This is a genomic window from Sphingopyxis sp. BSN-002 (genome assembly GCF_022024275.1).
In the GTDB taxonomy this organism is placed as follows: Bacteria; Pseudomonadota; Alphaproteobacteria; order Sphingomonadales; family Sphingomonadaceae; genus Sphingopyxis.
In genome coordinates this window covers 576,078-596,735 of the sequence record NZ_CP091804.1, presented here as the reverse complement: position 1 = coordinate 596,735, position 20,658 = coordinate 576,078, and the positions used below count along the sequence as shown (strand labels likewise).

Genomic DNA, 20,658 nt, shown 5'->3' with positions numbered 1-20,658 from the left:
CTACTCCTTCAACGCCTTTATGCAGTCGGCGAAGCCGCCGACGAGCCGGTCGATTTGATCGTCTCCGGTAACGGGACTCACCAACATCATATTGTGGAACGGCGCCAGCAAAATCCCGCGATTGGCGAGGAAGAGGTGGATCGCAGCTTCGAGTTCGGGGTGCATCGCCGCCTTCGCCTCGCCGCCGTTGCGGGGCGGGGCGGGGCAGGTCAGGAACTCGACGCGCGCGCCGACCTGGGTGACGTGCCAGTCGAGACCGGCATTGGCGATCTCCGTCTCAAGTCCAGTGACGAGTCGCGCAGCGCCGCGGAGCATATGATCGTAGGCGGCGGGCGTGATGACCTCGCCGAGCATCGTATCCATCGCGGTGATCGCGAGGGCGTTGGCCGAGAGGGTGGTGCCGATGCCGCTGTGACCGGCGGGGCGCGATGCGTTGAGCGCGGCCATGCGTGCGGCGACTTCGGTGCTGAAGCCATAAACCGCGCAGGGGACGCCGCCGCCGATCGACTTGCCGACCACCATCAGATCGGGCCGCGGACCGTGGGTGACGCCATGGCCGCCATAGCCCGAGGAGATGGTGTGGGTTTCGTCGAGCACGAGCAACGTGCCGGTCTCGTCGCAGAGCGCTCGGAGCGTTTGCAGGAAGCCGGGGGCATCGCGGACCATGCCGACGTTGGTCATCACCGGCTCGGCGAGGACGCAGGCGACGTCACCGGCGCGCAGAGCGGTCGCGAGCGCTGCCTCGTCGTTGAATTCGATCACGGCGGTCGTGTCGCGCAGGTCGTGGACCTGGCCGATCAGGCTTGCGCGCATCGTCGGCGTGCCGGCTTTCAGGTCGACGAAGGCGTCGTCGACCGCGCCGTGATAGGCGCCGTTGAAGGTCAGGACCTTGCGTCGCTCGCTTATCCCGCGGCACCAGCGGATGACGGCGCGGTTGGCTTCGCTCGCGGTGGTGGTGACCTGCCATTGCGGGAGGCCGAACATCGCGGCGAGCCTCGCGGATAGTGCTGCGCCGCGTTCGGTGGGCAGCATATAGCTGAGCCCTTCGCCGGCTTGCCTTGCAAGCGCGGTGGCAAGGGCGGGGGGTGAGTGTCCGAACAGGCTGGCGGTGTCGCCGAGGCAGAAGTCATCGTAGGTCTGGCCGTCTATGCTGGTTAGCATGGCGCCCTTTGCCGACGCCGCGACGATCGGTACGGGGCTCGGCCAGTCCCTCATCCAGTGAAAGGGGACCGACTGGAACCAGCCGGTCGCCGCCGCCCGATGCGCGAAGGCGCGCGGGTTGGCGGCGCGGAAGCGATCGGCTTCGCGCGCCGCGACGCGAGCGATGGCGGCGTCGGCGATCACCCGAGCTTGTCCTTCATTGCATAGTAGAGGAGGCCCAGGGTGGCGAGCGGTCCGCGCAGCCATTTGCCGCCGGGGAAGGGCTTGGAAGGCAGATTTGCCAGGACGTCGAAGCGCTCGGCGGTCCCGGCAAGCGCCTCGGCGACCAGTTCGCCGGCCACCGTCGTGATGAGTGCGCCGTGGCCCGAGAAGCCATGCGCGTAAAAGACATTCCCGCGCCTTCCGACATGCGGGAGCCGGTTGAGCGTCACCGCGACGGCGCCGCCCCAGCCATAGTCGATCTTTGCGTCAGCGATTTGCGGGAACACCTCGGCCATGAAGGGGCGAACGAAAGCGTCGATGTCGCGCGGCGGTGTCTGTGAGTAACGCTCGCCGCCGCCGAAGATGAGGCGCTTGTCGGCGGAAAGGCGGAAATAGTTGAGCACGAAGCGGCTGTCGGCGACCGCGGCGTCGCTCGGCAGCAGATCATCGGCGTTTGCGAGAGGCGCGGTCGCGATGTTGTAGTTCATGATTGGCACAGTGTAGCGGCCGAGGTCGGGCTCGACCTCGCCGATCCAGCTGTCGGTCGCGTCGATCACGAAGCGCGCGCCGACATGCGCGCGATCGGTCATCATGCCCGGCCCTTCAGGATTATCGGTGATCCGGTGAACGCGTTCGCCCTCCCAGATGCGGACGCCGGCGGCTTCGGCGGCGCGGGCGAGACCTATCGAATAGTTCAGCGGATGGAAATGCCCGCCCTGCGGGTCATGGACGCCGCCGTGGTAAAGCGGGCTAGCGATATGCGCGCCCATATCGGGTTTGGCGACGACGTCGGTTGGGTAGCCGAAACGGTCCGCGAGATAGTCGGCTTCGCGCCGCATCGCGTCGAAATCCTTCGGTGTCCACGCCGCTTCGAGATGGCCGGCCTTCAGGTCGCAATCAATGCCGTGCTTGTCGATCCGCGCTTTCACGCGCTGGTCGCGCCAGCAAAGGTCGAACAGCGCATCGGCGCGGTCACGGCCGAACTCTTTCTCCAGCTCCGATGCGCTCCAGCGCAGCCCGGGGATCAGCTGGCCGCCGTTGCGGCCCGATGCGCCGAAGCCGATATGCTCCCGCTCGATCAGGATCACGGAAAAGCCGCGCTCGGCACAGGCGAGGGCGGCGCTCAGGCCCGTGAAGCCGCCGCCGATCACCGCAACGTCGCAGCTGCAATTGTCGCCGTTGAAGGGTTGCGGCCGCCACGCATGCGCGGTGGCAGCGTAATAGCTATGGTTCAGCGGATCGGTCATTCAGACCCGCATCAGCAGATGTTCGCGCTCCCAGCTCGACACCACCGACTGATAGTTGAACAGCTCATAATCCTTCACCGCGAAGAAGATTTCGAAGAAATCGTCGCCGAGCAGATTGCGGACCTTCTTGCACGAGCTGAAGCGGTCGAGCGCCGCCTCGAGCGTGCGGGGCAGGGTGCGCGCGCGGTTATAGGCGCTGCCGGTGATGGGCTGCGGCGGAACCATGCGGTCGATCATCCCGATGTAACCGCAGACGAGCGAGGCGGCGATCGCCAGATAAGGATTGCTGTCGGCGCCGGGCAGACGGTTTTCGACGCGGCGATTGGCCTTGTCCGACACCGGCACGCGGAAGCCGCAGCTCCGGTTGTCGATGCCCCACTGGACGTTGATCGGCGCGGCGCTGTCGGGGCGCATCCGGCGGAAGCTGTTCACGTTCGGCGCCCACATCGGCGAGATCTGCGGCATGAAGCGGATGAGCCCGGCGACGTACGAACGGAACGCCGCACTGTCGCGGCCGTTCGCGGTCGAAAAGAGATTCTTGCCGGTGGAGATGTCGACGACCGACTGGTGGATGTGCATCGCGCTGCCCGGCTGGCCCGCCATCGGGTTCGCCATGAAGGTCGCATAGACGTCGTGCTGCTTCGCGACGTTGCGCACGACGCGCTTGAACAGGAAAACTTCGTCGGCGAGGCGCAGCGGATCGCCATGCTCGAAATTGACCTCGAGCTGCGCGGCGCCCATTTCATGGATCATCGTGTCGATATCGAGCCCCATCAGCTCGCAATCGTCATAGATATGGTCGATGATATCCTCATATTCGTTCATCGCTTCCAGCCCGTAAGGCTGGCTGGCGCTCTCGCTCCGCCCCGACTGGCCTACGGGCGGCGTCAGCGGGAAGTCGGGGTCGGCATTCTGCGAGACGAGGTAGAATTCGACCTCGGGCGCGATGATCGGTTTCCAGCCCTTGTCCGCATAGAGGCCGAGCACCTTCTTCAGGATCGTGCGCGGCGCGATATCGACCTCGGTCCCGTCGCCGTTGAAGGCGTCGGCTATGACGAAGGCGGTCGGCGAGGTGAAGCCGGGCGCGACGCAGATCGTGCTCGGGTCGGCGATCAGTATCTTGTCGGGATCCTTGTCCCAGATATCGTCGATGTCTTCGGGATAGTGGCCGTCGATCGTGCAGATGAAGACGCTGCCCGGGATGCGGAGCGACTTGTCCTTGACCGAGGAGAGGAACTTCTTGGCGGGCAGAACCTTGCCGCGCTGAACCCCGTTGATGTCGGGGACGATACATTCGACTTCGTCGATTTTATGGTCGCTGATCCATTGTTCCAGATTGACTGACATGAGCCCCCGATTGGGCCGAGGAGCCGGCCCGTTTGTGGAAGGCCAGCCTATCGCAAGCTTGGACGAAGCGCCAGAGGGGCCGTTATCGGCCATTTTCGGAGTTGCCAGCCGCCTTGGCGCCCGCCAGATTGCGCGCTCGCGAAGCCAAGGGAGACGGACGGCGATGAGGGGTGACAACGACCAGCTGGCGGCATTCTGGATGCCGTTCACCGCGAACCGCGCGTACAAGGCGAACCCGCGCCAGCTCGTCTCGGCGAGCGGTATGTATTACCGGTCGAGCGACGGGCGCGAAATCCTCGATGGCACCGCGGGCCTGTGGTGCAGCAATGCCGGTCACTGTCGGCCCGAGATTACCGAAGCGATTGCGAAAGCCGCTGCTACGCTCGACTTTGCGCCGACCTTTCAGCTCGGGCATCCATTGCCCTTCGAGCTGGCGCAGCGCCTTGCCGAACTGATGCCCGAAGGGCTTGATCGCATCTTCTTCGCCAACAGCGGATCGGAGTCGGTCGACACCGCGCTGAAGATCGCGCTCAACATCCAGCGGGCAAAGGGGCAGGGGACGCGGACCCGGCTGATCGGGCGCGAGCGCGGTTATCATGGGACAGGATTCGGCGGGATCAGCATCGGCGGGCTCGTCAACAATCGCCGCGCGTTCGGCGGCGGGCTGCCGGGGGTCGATCACATCCGCCACACCCACGACATCGAACGCAACGCCTTCACGAGGGGTTTTCCGCAGCATGGTGCCGAACTGGCCGACGACCTTCAGCGGCTCGTCGACCTGCACGGCGCCGACACGATCGCGGCTGTGATCGTGGAGCCAATGGCGGGCTCGACGGGCGTCCTGATTCCGCCCGTCGGCTACCTCCAGCGGCTGCGTGAAATTTGCGACCGGCACGGCATCATCCTGATTTTCGACGAGGTGATCACCGCTTTCGGCCGCGTCGGCGGCGCGACCGCATCGGAAACCTGGGGCGTCACGCCCGACATCATCACGATGGCCAAGGGCCTGACCAACGCCGCGGTGCCGATGGGGGCGGTCGCGGTGAGGCGCGAGTTGCACGACGCGGTGATCGACAGCGTGCCCGGCGGGATCGAGCTGTTCCATGGCTATACCTATTCGGGCCATCCGCTGGCGAGTGCGGCGGGTCTCGCGACGCTCGATCTCTATGCGCGCGACGGACTGCTCGACCGCGCGACCGAACTCGCCGCCTATTGGGAAGATGCCGCGCACAGCCTGAAAGGCCGCCCCCATGTCATCGACATCCGGACCATCGGCCTTGTCGCCGGTATCGAACTCGAACCACGGCCCGGAGCGCCGACCGCGCGCGCGATGGAGCTGTTCCATGCCTGTTTCGACAACGGGCTGCTGGTGCGCGCGACGGGCGATATCATCGCGCTTTCGCCGCCGCTGATCGTCGCGAAGGAACAGATCGACGAGATGTTCGGCAAGATCGCTGACCTGCTGGACACGATCGGCTGACATCGCCGCAGATTTGCCACGGCCTGTGGACGGATCGGCGCCGCTGTTCCGTAACGGGACAAGCACGATATGGTCAATCCGCGCGCGATGGGTTAAGGGGCGGCTGCGCCGGGTTCGGCGAATCTCCCTTTAAAACAGGTTATTACAGTGTCCCTTGCCCTTCGTTCCTTCGCCCCGGCGGCCTTTGTCGCGGCGACGCTCGCGGTTTCGCCCGTGCTTGCCCAGTCCGCTTCGACGATCACGGGGATCGACGCGCTCAAGGAATGGAATCTCGTCGTTCTCGGCAATCTCGAATCGTCGTCGGAGGTCGAGGGACGGACGTTCGTCGGCGGAAACCTGACCGGCAATTCGTCCAACTATAATATCCGCGGCGGTTCGCCTTCGCCGAACGGCCAGCCGGGTCTGACGGTCGTCGGCGACGTGAACGGCGGACACAAGAATTTGAACAACGGATCGGGCGCCGTCGTCGGTGGCAACGTCAACAGCGGGTTCAACCTCAACGGTTCCCCGCAGACGGTGAAGGTCGGCGGCACGATCAGCAATACGAACGTCAATCAGAATACCGTCGTGTCGAACCTCGGCACGAGCGACCCGGCTTTCACGGTCCGGCTTCAGCAGCAGAAGAGCGATCTCAAGGACAGCATGGGCAGCCTGTCGTTCAGCATGGGAACGCTGACCTCGAACAGCCAGCTGACGATCCAGGGCAATCGCGGTACCTTCAATGCCCAGCCGAACGCACAGGGCATGGCGGTTTTCAACATCACCGCGGCCGATCTCGACAAGATCGGCGAAATCCAGTTCAACCTGAACGGCGCCGACACCGCGATCGTCAATGTCAGCGGCCGTGTCGTCAATCTGAACGACAATTTCCTCGGCGGCACGAACAACCTTGGCGAGCATGTGATCTGGAATTTTCCGGATGCCGAGCAACTCAATGTGACGACCGCGTGGGGCGGTTCGGCTCTCGCGCCGCTCGCCGATGCCGAGACGCGCAACTATATCCAGGGGTCGGCCGTCTTCGGCAATCTGAAGCAGAATGGCGAGATGCACGTCGGCACTTACGCGGGTACCTATACCCCTCCGTCCGGCGGGTCGTCGTCGGGGGGCGGGTCTTCGGGTGGCGGATCGAGCGGAGACCCCGTCGCGGTGCCCGAGCCCGAGATGCTTGGCCTGTTCGGGGTGAGCGTCGCGGCGCTGCTCTATTTCCGGCGGCGCCGCGCGAAGCGCGGAGACTAGGCTTCGCCCGCCAGCGGGAAGGTCACCGAGACCTTGGTGCCTTTGCCGAGCTCGCTTTCGATATCGAGCTGGCCCTGATGACGCTCGCTGATATGCTTGACGATCGCGAGGCCGAGGCCGGTGCCCCCGACCGAGCGGCTGCGCGCCTCGTCGACGCGATAGAAGCGTTCGGTCAGGCGGGGGATGTGGTCGGGCGCGATGCCTTCGCCTTCGTCGCGGACGGACAGCCGGACGCGCTGCCCCTCGCGCAGCAGTTCGACCGTGACGGGCGTACCGTCGCGGCCGTATTTCATCGCGTTGGATATGATATTGTGCGCAAGCTGGCCTAGCTGGGCGGCGTCGCCGAGAACCGGTTGGCTGCCGTCTCCCGGTATCGCGACGATATCCTTTGGCCGCGCCTTTTCGCTATCCTGAAGCTGGGCGATCGTCGTACGCACAATGGCTGCCAGATCGACGGACGCCGTCGGGCGCCGGAAGCGATCGGCTTCGACGCGCGATATCGAGAGAAGGTCGATGACGAGCTGTTGCATCCGTCCCGCCTCACGTTCGATGATCGACAGAAAGCGATGCCGCATGGGGGCGTCTGCCTCGCCGTTCATATCCTGCAGCGTCTCGACGTAACCGAGAATAGCGGCGAGAGGCGTGCGCAGTTCATGGCTGGCGTTGGCCACGAAGTCGGACCGCATCCGGTCGGCAGCGTCGATCGCGGAGCGGTCGGAGAGAAAGATGATGCGGTCGCTGCCCGACAATGTCGCTATGCGCATCGTCCATCGCTGTCCGGGGCGCGGAAAATCGACGAGATTGAGCGTTTCGAGTGGGCCGTCCCCGCCGATCCGCGCCAGCCATTCGGTCGCCGCGGGGTGCCGGATCGCCGTGCGGATGTCGGCGCCGACGATGTGCCGGCCGAGGAGGCGGACGGCGGCGTCGTTGACGATGGTCACGACATTGCCCGAGATGCCGATCAGCGGCTCTTCTTCCTGATCGACCCACAGCGCGAAGTCGGGGTGGCGAAGAAGCGAAACGGGCGGCGCCTCGACCGCAGGCTCGTCTCTCGGTTCGGGTGGCGGAGACGGCAGCGCGCCATAGACGATCGCCGCTCCCGCGCAGCCTGCAATGGCCAGTATCGCGATGGTCAGGGCATCGCCGCCGGCCAGCGCAGCGAAGATCGCCGCGATGGCGACCAATGTCAGGGCCGCGACAAGGCTCGAGAGACGGTCGAACATCGAATGCGCGCCTCGCATGAAGCCCGGTCCGGCGCAAGGATGTTCACGGTAATTAACTCCCTTCGGATGAATGTGCCAAAGCGGGAAGCGGGGCGCGAGGAGCGGTCTTTTGCTTTTCCTCCGCTCTTCATTGGGTTATGCGCTTCGCGATGGAAGATCGCGATATCCCGACCGAAAACATGTCCGAAGCTGGCGAAGCCGTTCCTTCGCGCCGCAAGATGCTGGCGCTCGGCGCGGTCGGCGTTTCGGCAGCCCTGACGATCCGCCCGGCCTTTGCCCAGACTGCCGTGTCGTTAATGAACTGCCAGATTCCCGTTCCGGGTCCGACCGATATGGGCAAATATATCGACGCGAATGGCAAGCTTGTCGCACCGGGCACGAAGGGAGCGTTTCCGGGCTCGGCGCGGCCGTTCACCGGCGAGGAAGTGAAGCGCGCCTTTCGCGGCCAGACGCTCCCCGGAACGACCTACAACCAGTCGCAGGCCTATCTCCAGTATATCCGGCGCTTGCAGGCCGGGCAGAGCGGCTTTACCTGTTTCGCATCCATCCAGATGCCCCGCTGATCATCGCTTGCCTTTGCCGATGACCCACAGGGGCCATCGCAGACAAAGGATCGCATGTGAAACTAGCCTCGCTCAAAGCCGGCCGTGACGGGCGGCTGGTTGTCGTGTCGGACGACCTTGCCTGGTACGCCGACGCCAGCCAGATCGTCCCGACGCTTCAGGCTGCGCTCGACAACTGGGCCTATGCCGCGCCGCGCCTCGCCGCGCTGGCGGAAGACCTCAATCATGACGCGATTCCGAAGGAGCGGTTTCACGAGCGCGACGCGGCATCGCCGCTGCCGCGGGCCTATCAGTGGGCCGACGGCAGCGCCTATGTGAATCACGTCGCGCTGGTCCGTCAGGCGCGCGGGGCCGAAATGCCCGAAAGCTTCTGGCACGATCCGTTGATATACCAGGGCGGCAGCGATGCCTTTCTTGCACCGCGCGACCCGATCCCGCTCGGCGATCCGGCCTGGGGCTGCGACATGGAGGCCGAGGTCGTAGTGGTGACCGGCGATGTGCCTGCGGGTATCGACCCGGTTGCGGCGCGCGATCATATCCTGCTCGTCGGCCTGACCAACGACGTGTCGCTGCGGGGCCTGATCCCGGCCGAGCTGGCCAAGGGCTTCGGATTCTTTCAGTCCAAGCCGTCGAGCGCGATGTCGCCGGTGTTCGTGACCCCCGAATCGCTTGGCGAACGGTGGAAGGACGGCAAGTTGCACGGCACGCTCTGTGTCGATCTCAACGGGCAAGCCTTGGGGCGCGCCGACGCGGGTGTCGATATGACGTTCGATTTCGGTCAGCTGGTGGCGCACGCCGCGAAAACCCGCAATCTGGCGGCAGGGACGATCATCGGGTCGGGCACCGTTTCGAATCGCGACGCCGACGGTGGTCCCGGCAAACCGGTCGCCGATGGCGGCCTGGGCTATAGCTGCCTTGCCGAGGTGCGCACGATCGAGACGATCCGGCAGGGCGAACCGAAAACGCCCTTCATGCAGAAGGGCGATACGGTTCGCATCTGGATGGATGACGAACGGCACCACAGCATTTTCGGCGCGATCGAACAGACGGTCGGATGATAGCGAAAGAGGGCGGAATCGCTTCCGCCCTCTTCCGGTTGTATTGCTGTGGTTGCGGCGTCAGCCCTTGCCGCCGAAGCTGCCCCCCGACATCGCGTCGCTGAGCGAACAGGCCGCCGGGCCGAGAATGACGATGAACAGGCACGGCAGAATGAAAAGGATCAGCGGCACCGTCATGATGGCGGGCAGGCGTGCAGCCTTTTCTTCGGCGCGCATCATGCGCTCGTTGCGGAATTCGGCCGAAAGGACGCGTAGCGCGCTGGCAAGCGGCGTACCGTATTTTTCGGTCTGGATCATGGTCGTGACCACGCCCTTCACCGATTCCAGATTGACGCGATAGGCCAGATTCTCGAACGCTTGGCGGCGTTCGGTCAGGAAGCCGAGTTCGATCGACGTCAGCGCGAATTCCTCACCCAGTTCGGGATAGGCGCGGCCCAGTTCCTTCGACACGCGCGAAAAGGCGGTGTCCACGGTCAGGCCGGCCTCGGCGCAGATCACGAGCAGGTCGAGCGCGTCGGGAAGACCCTTGCGAATCTTGTCGGTGCGCTTTTGCCGCTTGTTGTCGACGAACAGGTCGGGCGCCTTGTAGCCGAGGATCAGCGCGGCCATCGTCGCAAGCGAGCGCTTCGTGGTCGTCATGTCGGGCCACATATCGACCCAATAGATCAGGAATGCCGCGACGCCGCCGAACACGATCGGCAGGACGAGGCGCCCGAAAATGACCGCGACGGCCAGATCCTTCGAGCGGATGCCCGCCTGCGCCAGCTTCTGCTGCACATCCTTGATCTGGCTTTCCTGCAGAACCTGCAGCTTGCCGAGGAATGTGCGCATCTTGTCGGCATGCTGATTCTTGCGGACCAGCTTGGCGCGGCGCTTCGTGGTCGATGCGGTAATGCCCGCCTTGAGCTGTTCGCGGCGGTCGTTGAGCGCCTTGACGCGCTTTGTCATCGGATTGCGGACAGTGAGCGCGCCATAGATGGCGAAAAGGACCGCACCAACCCCGACCGCGGCCATCATCGTCGCGGCCCACACGACATCGACGCCGAGCAGCGTCGGGCCGCTCTGGGCTCCCGAGAAGGCGGCAGTGAGGAGGAAATTGCTGTTCATCTGCTCGCGCCCCTCAGATCTCGAAGCTGATCATTTTTTTCATGATGAAGACGCCGATGCTCATCCAGCCGAGTCCACCGAGTCCGGTGACGATCAGCCGCTGTTCGGTAAAGAAGCCCGCGAGATACTGCGGATTCATCATCCAGACGATGCCGAACACAAAGAAGGGCAGCGCGCCGACGATATAGGCCGACGCCTTGGCTTCCGACGACATCGCCTTGATCTTGAGCTTCATCTGGGCGCGCTTGCGCAGAACGTCCGACAGATTGGCCAGCGTTTCGGCGAGGTTGCCGCCGGTTTCGCGCTGAATCTGGATCGTGATGCAGAAGAACTGGAATTCGGGCGTCCCCAGCATTTCGGCCGATTCCTGAAGCGCGGCTTCCATCGTATTACCGATGCGGATGCGTTCGACGACGCCACGGAATTCCTCACCCACCGGGCCGGGCAGTTCGTGGCTGACGACCTGAAAGGTTTCGGTGACGGGGAGACCCGATTTCAGGCCGCGAACGAGCAGGTCGATCGCGTCGGGAAAACGTGCCGTGAACGCATTCACGCGGCGCGTGATCAGGCGGCCGACAACTGCGAAAGGAAGCCAGATGCCGCCGAGAAGGCCGACGAGCAATGCAAGCGGGAACGGCGTGCGCAGGACAAGCAGCGTGCCCGTCACGACGACGAACAGGCCCATCGACACAAAGGCGTACTGACTGAGATTCCAGTTCTTGCCCGTCCGGCGCAGGCGCTTTTCCATCAGATCCCGGCGCGGGATGAGACTCGAAAGGCTGCTTCCCGCGCTCGTGGCGGCGATGGTGCGGCGCATCTGCGCTGCGACCACGGCTTCGGTGGAGTTGGCATGGCGATCGCGGACGGTCGCCAGTCGCCGGGTCTTCGCCTTGCCGACCGAGGGGCCGGCGAAGGCGAGCACGAGCATGCCGAGGGCCACAAAGACCGCCGTGATGGTAAGGATCAATGGCAAGTTCATGATCGCCCTTTGTCCGCTTCAGTTCCCACGCGCGACAGCGACCGGCGGAGCCGGCCGCCGCGAGCCTTATTTCGCGCCCTTTTTGGACACCAGCGAGCCGAGGCCGCCGAGCTTGCCGAGCAGCGAGCCGCCCGATTTGCCCTTCGCCGACGGCGCGTGGCTTTCCTCTGCGCGCTCGTCGGCGCCATCGAGCACCAGCCGCATGAGGCTGGTCCAGACGGCCGCCGCCTTCGTGCCCTTGCAGATTTCCGCATAGGATTTGCCCAGCTTTGCGGCCTGGCTGATCAGCTTGGGGTCAAAGGGAATGGTGATATCGATCTGGCGTTCGATCGACGATTCGAATTCCTTGCGCGACAGTTCGCCGATCGCGGTCTGGAACTTGTTGGCGACGAGAATCACGCGGGCGCCCGGGACATTCTGTTTGAACCAGGACAGCAGGCGGATCGTGTCACGCGCCGAGGCGAGCGTCACGTCGCTGACGAGCAGGATCGTCCCGACTTCCGACACGAGGTGCGGGAAGGGGATCAGGACCTGACGCGGGATGTCGACGATCGTCATCTCGAACGCGTTGCGCAGTTCTTCCTCCAGCTGGAAGAAGGCCGAACCGTCGGTCATCACCGGCTGGTGGATCGGCGCCTCGGCCGACAGCAGGCTGAGCTTGTCCGAAGCGCGCACCATGGCGCGCTCGATGAACAGGCCGTCGATACGGCTCGGATTGTCGATCGCGTCGATCAGGCCGCGGCCGGGCTCGAGGTCGAGCGTCAGCGCACCCGTGCCGAAATGCACATCGAGATCGAGCAGCGCGGTCTGGCGTTCGCCCTGTTCGCTGATCGCCCAGGCAAGCGAGGTCGACACCATCGAGGCACCGACGCCGCCGCGTACGCCCACGACCGCCATCATGTGGTGCGGCTTGTCGTCGTGCATGTCGGAATGCTTGGGCGCCGACAGCATCGCCTGCGCCATCGTGAGCGATTCACGGACCTGGTCGAGCGACAGCGGTTTCAGGAGATAATCCTGAATCCCGCTCGAAAGCAGGTCGCGATACAGGCGAACGTCGTTGACCTGTCCGGCCGCGATAACGACCGTCCCGGGTTCGCAGACTTCGGCCAGCGCGTTGATGTCGTTGATCGGGTCACCTGATTCCGACATGTCGACGAACAGGATGTTCGGGCTTGCCGATACCGAAAGCGACTGGACCGCATTGCGCAGGCCGCCCTTGTTGCACTTCTCGACCGGCCAGCCCATGTCGGCGGTCGCCGCACGGATCAGCTCAAGCGTATCGTCGTCGCAGACGAACGCATTGAAGGGGTCACGCAGCCCGGCTGCTTTGAAAGGAGCGTTCACTGGCCGCCTCCGCTGTTGCTGGTCGGTTGGCTCTTGAGCTCGCCGGCACCCGTCGGCGGCTTCTCGCGATAGACCTTGATCGCGCGCGTCGCCGACGTTGGGTCATTTTCCTTCGCCGTCGCGCCCTTGATCAGGTCGTTCGGGTCGGCAACCATCGCCGCGAGATTGCTGTTCGTCGCGCAGCCATAGTTGGACGAGGTCGAATTGTTCAGGTTGATCGCCGACTTGCTCGACCAGTCGGGGCATCCCGGAACATGGGCGGTCGCGCGCGTCACGACGACACGAAGGCTGCCCGGTGCGATCGGGCCGGTGGTCACCGGCACTTCGTCGGTCAGCATCAGGCCGCGGCGTTCGATCATCGTACGGATCGTCGCATGCGCTTCGCTCGCGCCGTAGACCGAGGGATCCTCGATCGCGATGCGGTCGCCATAGCGAACACCCATTGCGTCGAGCCAGCCCTGGAGACGGCCCTGTTCGCTGGGTGCCAGCTCGCCGCTGCCGGCGGCAACGTCGAACTGGTAGATGGTGTTCCGGACGAGCGGCTGATGGACCGAATCGAGGCCCTGATTGCTGCTTCCGGTGCCCGTGCATCCCGCCAGCGACGCCGACAATGCCAGAGCGGTAAAGGTTGCGATCTTCTTCATCACTATGCTCCTGATGGCCTGCGCGTCACTTCTTGAGGCTGAAGCCCGGGGCGGCATCGCTGCTGCCGCCGCGCGGACGATCGGCGTCGACGACCGACGATTCGAGTTGCGGCTTCGGACGGTCGCCGCCCGTGACACCGCTCGTCTGCTGGTTGAGCAGCAGGCGCTTCAGGTCGTTCGTGTCCTGATAGGCGTCGGTCGGCAGCTTGATGTCGTTTGCCGATACCGGGTTCACCAGATAAGGCGTGACGACGATCACCAGCTCGGTTTCGCCGCGACGGAAGCTGTCCGACTTGAACAGCATGCCCAGAAGCGGAACGTCGCCGAGGCCGGGCATCTTGTCGATGGCGCCGATCGAGCGGTTGTTCATCAGGCCCGCGATCATGAAGCTTTCGCCCGACCCCAGTTCGACCGTGGTTTCGGCGCGACGCACCGTCAGGGCCGGGATCTGGAAGCCGTCGAGTTCGATCGCACCTTCGGTCGACAGCTCCGACACTTCGGGGCGAACGCGAAGGCTGATACGGCCGTTCGAGAGAACCGTCGGCGTATAGGCCAGGCTGACACCATATTTGCGATATTCGATCGTCGTACCGGCGAAGTTGCCGGGGATCGGGATCGGGAATTCGCCACCCGCAAGGAAGTCGGCGGTTTCGCCCGAAATCGCGGTCAGATTGGGCTGCGCGAGGGTGACGACCATGCCCGAGCGTTCGCCCATATCGAGCGACGCGATCAGGTCGAGTCCGAACAGACGGCCGGCGCCGGCGAGACTGCGCGTCCCGCTGGGCGTGGTGATGTTATAGCGAACGCCGCCCGGCCCGAGGGGAGGCGTACCTTCGCCTTCGAACTGGATCGACCCTGCCGAACGGCCACCGAACACGCCGCCCAGAAAGCCGTTACCCAAGGGTCCGTCTTGGTCGCGCGTCAGCAGGTTTCCGCTGATTTCCTTGACCAGCGTCCGGTTCACTTCGGCGATGCGGACCTGCAGGTTGACCTGCAGCGGCGTCGCGGTGCGAAGGCGCGAAAGAACCTTGGTGCCGTCGCCGACGAAGGCCTGAACGAGGCGCTCGGCTTCGGCGGCGTCGTCGGGCGACTGGACGGTGCCGGTCAGCAGGACGAAGCCGTTCATGGTGTTCGACGAGATCTTGGCATCCGGCATGGCCAGCGACAGCATCTGGTCGATCGTCTCGATGTTGTTGCCGACGCGGGCGACGGTCGAATAGACCACCCGGCCGCTGGCATCGGTCGCATAGATGCTCGTTTCGCCGGGCTTCTTGCCGAAGATATAGAGCTGGCGGCTCGAACGGACCTGGACGTCGGCGACTTCGTCGCTGGCGACGAACACGTCGGTCATCGGCGCCGAGAGGCTGATCAGGCGGCCACGGCCCACCGACAGGTCGATGCTGCTGTTGGCGTTCTGCGTGGCCTGGGCCGAAGCCTGCTGGGCCGGGGCGGAGACCAGGGTCGCGGCGACCAGGCCGATGGCCAGGGTGCGCGCGAGGGTCGCGGCCATGAAGTTGGACTTGCTGTTCATCTTACTTACCCCCAACCGGAACTTCGGTCATCGTATCGCCGCGCGTCACACGGACCACCGGACCCCGGGGTGCTGCAGGAGCACCCGACCCGGCGGGCGCACTGCCGCCATAGGCCTGCTGCGGAGCCGGACGGCTGTTCTGGACGCGGCCGCTGACCGGGATCCAGAAGCGCGACACGTCGCCGCCCGTCGTGGCCGACCCGCGACCCGAGCTCGGCCGGCCTGCGGCATCGGCGAGCATCTTCTTCTCGGCGGCGGTGCCGCCCTTGCTGGGCACATTGACGTCGCCCGATGCGATTGCGGCTTCGAGGTCGCCGCTGCTTTCGGCGAGCGGGCGAAGTGCCAGCGACAGCTTGCCCATGTCCTGCGCGACCGCGATGCGTTCGGCGATTTCGGGCGTCGCTTCCAGCGTCACCGAACCGAAGGTGCGGACCGGGGTCTTGCCGGTCTCGTCCTCGGCATCGTAGCGCTGGTCGGTCGCAAGGACGCGGACGTTGCGCACGATGGTTTCAGCCGTGAACAGCTGCTTGTCGGGATAGCTGCTCTTTTCCTGATCGATCTCGATCGTCTGGGCGAGAACGACGTCGACGCGGTCACCCGGGAAGACGAAGCCGGCCACGCCCTGTTCAAGCGAAACCTTGACGGTGACGGCGCGCATGCCCGGGCCGAGCGCCGCGGCGAGGAAGCCGCGATCGTCGGGATGGACGAGTGCGCCCTGCGTCAGCGGCTGGCCCGCGGTGATCGGATAGCGCACGACCGTGCCGACCAGCGTCTGGACGTCGGTCTTTTCCTTCATGAAATAGGCCTTCTCGACCAATTCCTTCGGCCAGGGCTGGAAGCGGAAGCTGTCCGGTCCGATGATCGTGCCCGCCGGCAGCTGCCGGGTGGCGACGAGGATCATGGGGCCGTTGATGTCCGGCGCGGCCGCGGCACGCGCCTGGGGCGCCGTTGCGCCGCGCATCATCTGGTTGACCCCGAACGCCGCGCCGATGGCAATCACCAGCGCGCCGACGATCAGCATAATCTTTCGCGTATCCATGACGATTTTTCGCCTCCTAACACCAACCGGACGCGGCGGTGCTTGCCCTCAGCTTCAAGCGATAGACTGAAAGTGGTTAAGATATTGTTGGTGAAGCGCCCAAAGGCCGGAGGCGGCGATGGCGACCCCATAGGGGACTTCTATCACCTTGTCCGAAGGGCGAATTTTCGAATGGATCAGCATCGCAGCCGACAGAATACCGCCGCCGATTGCCATCACCGTGAGCGTTTCGAGGAACAGATTTAGCGGAATCCACAGCATCACGCCGCCGATCATCTTTACGTCGCCGCCGCCCATCGCACCGATCGCGAACAGGCCGGCAAAGACCAGAAAGACGGCGAAAGCGGCGCCGAACTGTACCGCCATGTCGGGCCAGACGGCCATTCCGCCAGCGATCCAGAAGGGAATGGCGAGAAGCGCGATGGTCGCGTTGAGGCCGTTCGAGATCGATCGGGAACGCAGATCGCTGATCGCCGCGACGATCATGAGGATGGCGAGCAATGCCATCAGGCCGAACGTGATCGGAGCGTTTTCCATCGCTCTTCTCCTAGCCATCATGACTTACCAAAAAGTAACCATGATGCGGGGCGTCGCGGCTTGCATTCCGCGGACCAGCCGATATGCGCGCCTCTATGACCGCCACGCTGCCATCCTCGACCGATGTGCTGATCGTTGGCGCCGGCATCGCCGGTGCCAGCCTCGCGGCTTCGCTCGCACCCTATCGCTCGGTCATGATGATCGAGGCAGAGGATATGCCCGGTTATCACGCAACGGGGCGCTCGGCGGCGTTCTGGCACGAAACCTATGGCGGGCCGCTGGTGCAGCCGCTGTCGACCGCATCCTTCGGATTGCTGCTGAATCCGCCCGCGGACTTCTCCGGGCACAGCTTTCTGTCGCCGCGCGCGGCCTTCAATATCGGTCGGCGCGACGAAGCCGCAGTCGTCGACGCCTTTACCGCTGAGTTTGCGGCGAAGGGCCTCGACATCCGGCGCGTTTCGGGCGCCGAGGTCGAAAGCATCGTTCCCGGCATCCGCCCCGAATGGAGCGAAGCGGCCTATGAGGGCGCGTGCAGCGACATCGATGTGGGGGCGCTGCATGCCGCCTATCTGCGTGCGGCGAGGCGCGCCGGTGCGGGTCTCGCGACGCGCGCGGGGCTGACGGCGGCGCGCCGGACGGGGCAGGGATGGGAAGTTCAGGTCGGAAACGACACGGTCCACGCCGCTGTGATCGTCAATGCGGCCGGTGCCTGGGCAGATACGGTTGCGTTACTCTGCGGCGCGTCGCCATTCGGGATTCAGCCTTATCGTCGTACGGTGGTCCAGCTGCGGCTCGACTTCCCGGTGCCCGCCTCGCTGCCTTTGGTGATCCACGTCGGCGGCAGCTTCTATTTCAAGGGGGAGAGCGAGGGACGCATCTGGCTGAGCCCGCACGACGAGACGCCGTCGGAGCCGTGCGACGCCGCGCCCGAGGAACTCGACGTCGCCATTGCGATCGACCGGTTGCAGCAGGTCGTCGACTGGCCGATCGCGGCAGTCGAACGCAAATGGGCAGGGCTTCGCAGTTTCGCGCCCGACCGCATCCCGGTTTTCGGGGCGGATCCGCATGTGCCGGGCTTTTTCTGGTGCGCCGGACAGGGCGGTTTCGGCATCCAGACCTCCCCCGCGATCGGCGCGCTGCTTGCCGCAGAGCTTGGCGCGCCGCCCCCCGCAGGCGCGATCGGAACGGTCGATCCCGCACCTTTTGCGCCGTCGCGCTTCGCCTGAACCGGTATCTAGCCGCTTGCGCCGCCAAATAGCTGTATTAACATAGGTTTGGTCGCGTCACCCCCGGCGCGATACGACCTGTGGAGGATGGCATGGCCCATTATTTCGAGATCAAGAAGAACAAGGGCGGCGAATTTGTCGCCTATTTCAAGTATAATAGCGAGACGATCTTCTGGACCGAAGGCTATTCGAGCAAAGCCTCCGCGGTGAACGCCATCGAGTCGATCAAGAAGAACGGTCCGGGCGCGGAAACCCGCGAAGCCGAATGATATCGTGCGCGGGCGTCTAGCGCGCCCGCGCCACTTCGAGCGCTGCATCGCTCGCGAGCTTGTCGGCGATTTCATTGTCGCCGTGTCCTGCGTGGCCCTTGACCCACAGCCATTCGATCTTGTGCCGTTTCGCCTCGGCAACGAGGCGTTGCCAGAGGTCGGCGTTGGCAACGGGCTTTTTCGCCGCCGTCTTCCAGCCGTTCTTCTGCCAGCCGAATACCCATTTGGTGATGCCGTCGCGAACATAGACGCTGTCGGTCGACAGCTCGACGTTGCACGATCGCTTGAGCGCCGCGAGCGCCTCGATCGCCGCCATCAGTTCCATCCGGTTGTTCGTGGTGTCGGGTTCGCCACCCGATAGCGTCTTCACGACATCGCCCCAGCGCAGGACCGCGCCCCAGCCGCCGGGACCCGGATTGCCCTTGCACGCGCCGTCAGTGGCGACGATCACGGTTCTGCCTTCGGTCATGCTGCGAACAGGCTTGCGGCGTCGTCTGCCTGATAGCGGCGCAGGCGATTCAGGAAAGGCGCGGGGTCCTTGCGGGTTACCAGCGCATCGGCGGGCGTGTGAACCCAGTCGTGCGCGCGCGTCAGCAGGAAGCGCAGCGAGGCGCCGCGCGCGAGCAACGGCAGCGCCGCGATTTCGGCGTCGTCAAGCGCGATCGCGCCCGCATAGCCACGCATCAATGCCCTTGCGCGTTCAGTGTCGCACTGCTTCCCGTCGTCCGAAAATGTCCACGAAGCATGGGTCACCGCAACGTCATAGGCCCGGTAGTCGGTCGCCGCGAAATAGAAGTCGATCAGCCCCGTCACCGTTTCGCCGAGCATCAGGACATTGTCGGGAAACAGGTCGGCATGGATGACATGCGCGGGAAGGCCGGCGGGCCAGTGTGCGTCGAGGAAGGCCAGCTCGGCATCGACGGTCGCCTGCAATCCCGGAATCACGACGTCCAGATTGCCTGCGGCTTCCGCGACGCCGTTCCAATGCCGACGTCCCATGCTGTTCTCGCGCGATCCGCCGAAGTCGGCGACCGCCCGATGCATCGCGCCGAGTGCGGCCCCGGTTGCTTCGCATTGGCCCGGCGTCGGATGGGTGAGCGAGATGCCCGGCAGGAACTGGATGATGCACGCCGCGCGGCCTGAAATCGTCTGGATGGCGCAGCCGCTTCGGTCTTCGATCATCGCTGGAACCGGGCATTCGCGGCTGGCGAGATGATCGAGCAGGTCGACGAAGAAGGGCAGGTCGTCCTCGCTCACGCGCTTTTCATAGAGCGTCAGGATGAACCGGCCGCCAGTCGTCTCGAGCAGGAAATTGCTGTTTTCGACGCCTTCGGCGATCCCCTTGCAGGAGGTCACCGTCCCGATGTCGTAACGGGCAACGAGCGCGGCAAGATCGTCCGGGTCGACGTGCGTATAGACTGCCATCAGGCGGCTTCGAGCCCGCGCGGCAGCTTGAACACCATATTCTCTTCGGCCGTGACAACGACGTCTTCGACGATCGCGCGATGCGCCGCGACCGCGTCGATGACCTCGCGCACCAGCGTTTCCGGGGCGCTGGCGCCGGCGGTAATGCCCAGCGTGCCGATGTCGCGCAGCCAGTCGGGGTCTACGTCCGTGCCGCGCTGGACAAGATGCGCCGGCGTGCCGAGCCGCTCGGCGACCTCGACGAGGCGCAGGCTGTTCGAGCTGTTCGGGGCGCCGATGACGATCATCCGGTCGCAGCGACCGGCGATGGCCTTCACTGCATCCTGCCGGTTCGACGTCGCGTAGCAGATGTCTTCGCCGCGCGGTCCGCTGATCGAAGGAAAGCGGTGCTGCAGCGCGGCGATGATGTCGCGGGTATCGTCGACCGACAATGTCGTCTGCGTCAGGAAGGAAAGCATTTCGGGATCGGGCGGGGCGAGCGCAGCAACGTCGTCGACCGATTCGACAAGGGTCATCGCGCCTTCGGGAAGCTGGCCCAGCGTTCCGATCACTTCGGGGTGGCCCGCATGGCCGACGAAGATGATGTGGCGGCCGGCCTCATTCGCGCGTTCGGCCTGGCGATGCACCTTCGACACCAGCGGGCAGGTTGCGTCGATATAGTCGAGCCCGCGGGCCTCGGCCTTGGCGGGAACCGCTTTCGGCACGCCATGGGCGCTGAAGACGACGGGCACGCCGTCGGGAACCTGATCGAGCGATTCGACGAAAATCGCGCCCTTGGCCTTCAGCGATTCAACCACGTAACGGTTGTGGACGATTTCGTGGCGGACATAGACCGGCGCGCCGTAACGGTCGAGCGCAAGCTCGACGATGCGGATCGCCCGGTCGACCCCGGCGCAAAAGCCGCGCGGCGCGGCCACCAAAACCTTCAGTTCCGAGCTTTGTTCTGCCGTTTCGCTGCCTGACGCGCGGGTCATCGGATGGGGAGCGTTCATGATGTGGGCGCTCTAGCGCAGCAGGGAGCTGCGGGTAAAGCGGCTTCGT

Annotated in this window: 20 protein-coding genes; 6 read left to right on the top strand and 14 right to left on the bottom strand. The window is 64.8% G+C overall.

The genetic code is table 11. The features are described 5' to 3' along the window. The 3 genes from L7H23_RS03080 to L7H23_RS03070 are packed head-to-tail and all read right to left on the bottom strand — an operon-like array spanning position 1 to position 3,956. Positions 1 to 1,344, bottom strand: a complete 1,344-nt coding sequence (locus tag L7H23_RS03080; RefSeq protein WP_237837900.1) for an aspartate aminotransferase family protein — start codon at positions 1,342 to 1,344, stop codon at positions 1 to 3. Further along, positions 1,341 to 2,609, bottom strand: coding sequence for an FAD-binding oxidoreductase (locus tag L7H23_RS03075; RefSeq protein WP_237837899.1), 1,269 nt, complete (start codon positions 2,607 to 2,609; stop codon positions 1,341 to 1,343). Before L7H23_RS03075 ends, L7H23_RS03080 begins: the two co-directional genes overlap by 4 nt. Further along, complete coding sequence (locus tag L7H23_RS03070) at positions 2,610 to 3,956, bottom strand: glutamine synthetase family protein (RefSeq protein WP_237837898.1); 1,347 nt, start codon at positions 3,954 to 3,956, stop codon at positions 2,610 to 2,612. Positions 3,957 to 4,119: 163 nt separating this feature from the next. Here L7H23_RS03070 and L7H23_RS03065 point away from each other — a divergent pair, with 163 nt between their 5' ends. Both L7H23_RS03065 and L7H23_RS03060 read left to right on the top strand, forming a co-directional pair. Then, positions 4,120 to 5,436, top strand: coding sequence for an aspartate aminotransferase family protein (locus tag L7H23_RS03065; protein ID WP_237837897.1), 1,317 nt, complete (start codon positions 4,120 to 4,122; stop codon positions 5,434 to 5,436). 147 nt (positions 5,437 to 5,583) lie between these two features. Beyond that, positions 5,584 to 6,672 carry a choice-of-anchor A family protein gene (locus tag L7H23_RS03060; RefSeq protein ID WP_237837896.1) on the top strand — a complete coding sequence of 363 codons (1,089 nt, stop codon included), beginning with the start codon at positions 5,584 to 5,586 and terminating at the stop codon, positions 6,670 to 6,672. Here L7H23_RS03060 and L7H23_RS03055 read toward each other — a convergent pair. After that, positions 6,669 to 7,895 (bottom strand): ATP-binding protein, encoded by a 1,227-nt coding sequence (locus L7H23_RS03055; protein ID WP_237837895.1) that lies wholly within the window; start codon positions 7,893 to 7,895, stop codon positions 6,669 to 6,671. The genes L7H23_RS03060 and L7H23_RS03055 overlap by 4 nt on opposite strands. Positions 7,896 to 8,044: 149 nt before the next feature. Between L7H23_RS03055 and L7H23_RS03050 the strand changes: the two genes are divergently transcribed. Both L7H23_RS03050 and L7H23_RS03045 read left to right on the top strand, forming a co-directional pair. After that, positions 8,045 to 8,458 (top strand): hypothetical protein, encoded by a 414-nt coding sequence (locus L7H23_RS03050; protein ID WP_237837894.1) that lies wholly within the window; start codon positions 8,045 to 8,047, stop codon positions 8,456 to 8,458. 56 nt (positions 8,459 to 8,514) lie between these two features. Further along, positions 8,515 to 9,516: a fumarylacetoacetate hydrolase family protein gene (locus tag L7H23_RS03045; RefSeq protein WP_237837893.1), complete on the top strand. Its 1,002-nt coding sequence runs from the start codon at positions 8,515 to 8,517 to the stop codon at positions 9,514 to 9,516. A 60-nt stretch (positions 9,517 to 9,576) separates the two neighbouring features. Here the strand turns inward: L7H23_RS03045 and L7H23_RS03040 are convergent, their stop codons facing one another. From L7H23_RS03040 to L7H23_RS03010, 7 genes are all read right to left on the bottom strand, one after another. Next, positions 9,577 to 10,623 carry a type II secretion system F family protein gene (locus L7H23_RS03040; RefSeq protein WP_237837892.1) on the bottom strand — a complete coding sequence of 349 codons (1,047 nt, stop codon included), beginning with the start codon at positions 10,621 to 10,623 and terminating at the stop codon, positions 9,577 to 9,579. A gap of 13 nt (positions 10,624 to 10,636) precedes the next feature. Continuing rightward, positions 10,637 to 11,602: a type II secretion system F family protein gene (locus L7H23_RS03035; RefSeq protein ID WP_237837891.1), complete on the bottom strand. Its 966-nt coding sequence runs from the start codon at positions 11,600 to 11,602 to the stop codon at positions 10,637 to 10,639. A gap of 66 nt (positions 11,603 to 11,668) precedes the next feature. Continuing rightward, positions 11,669 to 12,946, bottom strand: coding sequence for a cellulose synthase operon protein YhjQ/BcsQ (locus tag L7H23_RS03030; RefSeq protein ID WP_237837890.1), 1,278 nt, complete (start codon positions 12,944 to 12,946; stop codon positions 11,669 to 11,671). Continuing rightward, positions 12,943 to 13,590: a CpaD family pilus assembly protein gene (locus L7H23_RS03025; RefSeq protein ID WP_237837889.1), complete on the bottom strand. Its 648-nt coding sequence runs from the start codon at positions 13,588 to 13,590 to the stop codon at positions 12,943 to 12,945. The genes L7H23_RS03030 and L7H23_RS03025 overlap by 4 nt, the downstream gene beginning before the upstream one ends. 25 nt (positions 13,591 to 13,615) lie before the next feature. Beyond that, complete coding sequence (locus L7H23_RS03020) at positions 13,616 to 15,121, bottom strand: type II and III secretion system protein family protein (protein WP_237837888.1); 1,506 nt, start codon at positions 15,119 to 15,121, stop codon at positions 13,616 to 13,618. A gap of 1 nt (position 15,122) precedes the next feature. Further along, a complete protein-coding gene (gene cpaB, locus L7H23_RS03015; RefSeq protein WP_237837887.1) occupies positions 15,123 to 16,160 on the bottom strand; it encodes a Flp pilus assembly protein CpaB in 1,038 nt (345 codons plus the stop codon). A 54-nt stretch (positions 16,161 to 16,214) separates the two neighbouring features. Next, positions 16,215 to 16,697 carry a prepilin peptidase gene (locus L7H23_RS03010; RefSeq protein WP_237837886.1) on the bottom strand — a complete coding sequence of 161 codons (483 nt, stop codon included), beginning with the start codon at positions 16,695 to 16,697 and terminating at the stop codon, positions 16,215 to 16,217. A 95-nt stretch (positions 16,698 to 16,792) separates the two neighbouring features. On the opposite strand from L7H23_RS03010, the gene L7H23_RS03005 reads away from it, so the two are divergent. Beyond that, entirely contained in the window at positions 16,793 to 17,923 is a 1,131-nt protein-coding gene (locus tag L7H23_RS03005; RefSeq protein WP_237837885.1) for an FAD-binding oxidoreductase, read from the top strand. Between the two features lie 92 nt (positions 17,924 to 18,015). Continuing rightward, on the top strand, positions 18,016 to 18,192 hold the full coding sequence (locus L7H23_RS03000; protein WP_237837884.1) for a DUF1508 domain-containing protein: 177 nt from the start codon (positions 18,016 to 18,018) through the stop codon (positions 18,190 to 18,192). A gap of 16 nt (positions 18,193 to 18,208) precedes the next feature. Here L7H23_RS03000 and rnhA read toward each other — a convergent pair whose 3' ends face one another. From rnhA to ispH, 3 genes are read right to left on the bottom strand one after another with little or no spacing between them, the layout of a single operon-like run. Beyond that, positions 18,209 to 18,661: a ribonuclease HI gene (rnhA, locus tag L7H23_RS02995; RefSeq protein WP_237837883.1), complete on the bottom strand. Its 453-nt coding sequence runs from the start codon at positions 18,659 to 18,661 to the stop codon at positions 18,209 to 18,211. Continuing rightward, on the bottom strand, positions 18,658 to 19,617 hold the full coding sequence (gene thrB / locus L7H23_RS02990; RefSeq protein WP_237837882.1) for a homoserine kinase: 960 nt from the start codon (positions 19,615 to 19,617) through the stop codon (positions 18,658 to 18,660). Before thrB ends, rnhA begins: the two co-directional genes overlap by 4 nt. Then, the gene (ispH, locus tag L7H23_RS02985; protein ID WP_237839315.1) at positions 19,617 to 20,591 is read right to left on the bottom strand and encodes a 4-hydroxy-3-methylbut-2-enyl diphosphate reductase; all 975 of its coding nucleotides are present in this window, start codon (positions 20,589 to 20,591) and stop codon (positions 19,617 to 19,619) included. Before ispH ends, thrB begins: the two co-directional genes overlap by 1 nt. Positions 20,592 to 20,658 lie beyond the last annotated feature (67 nt).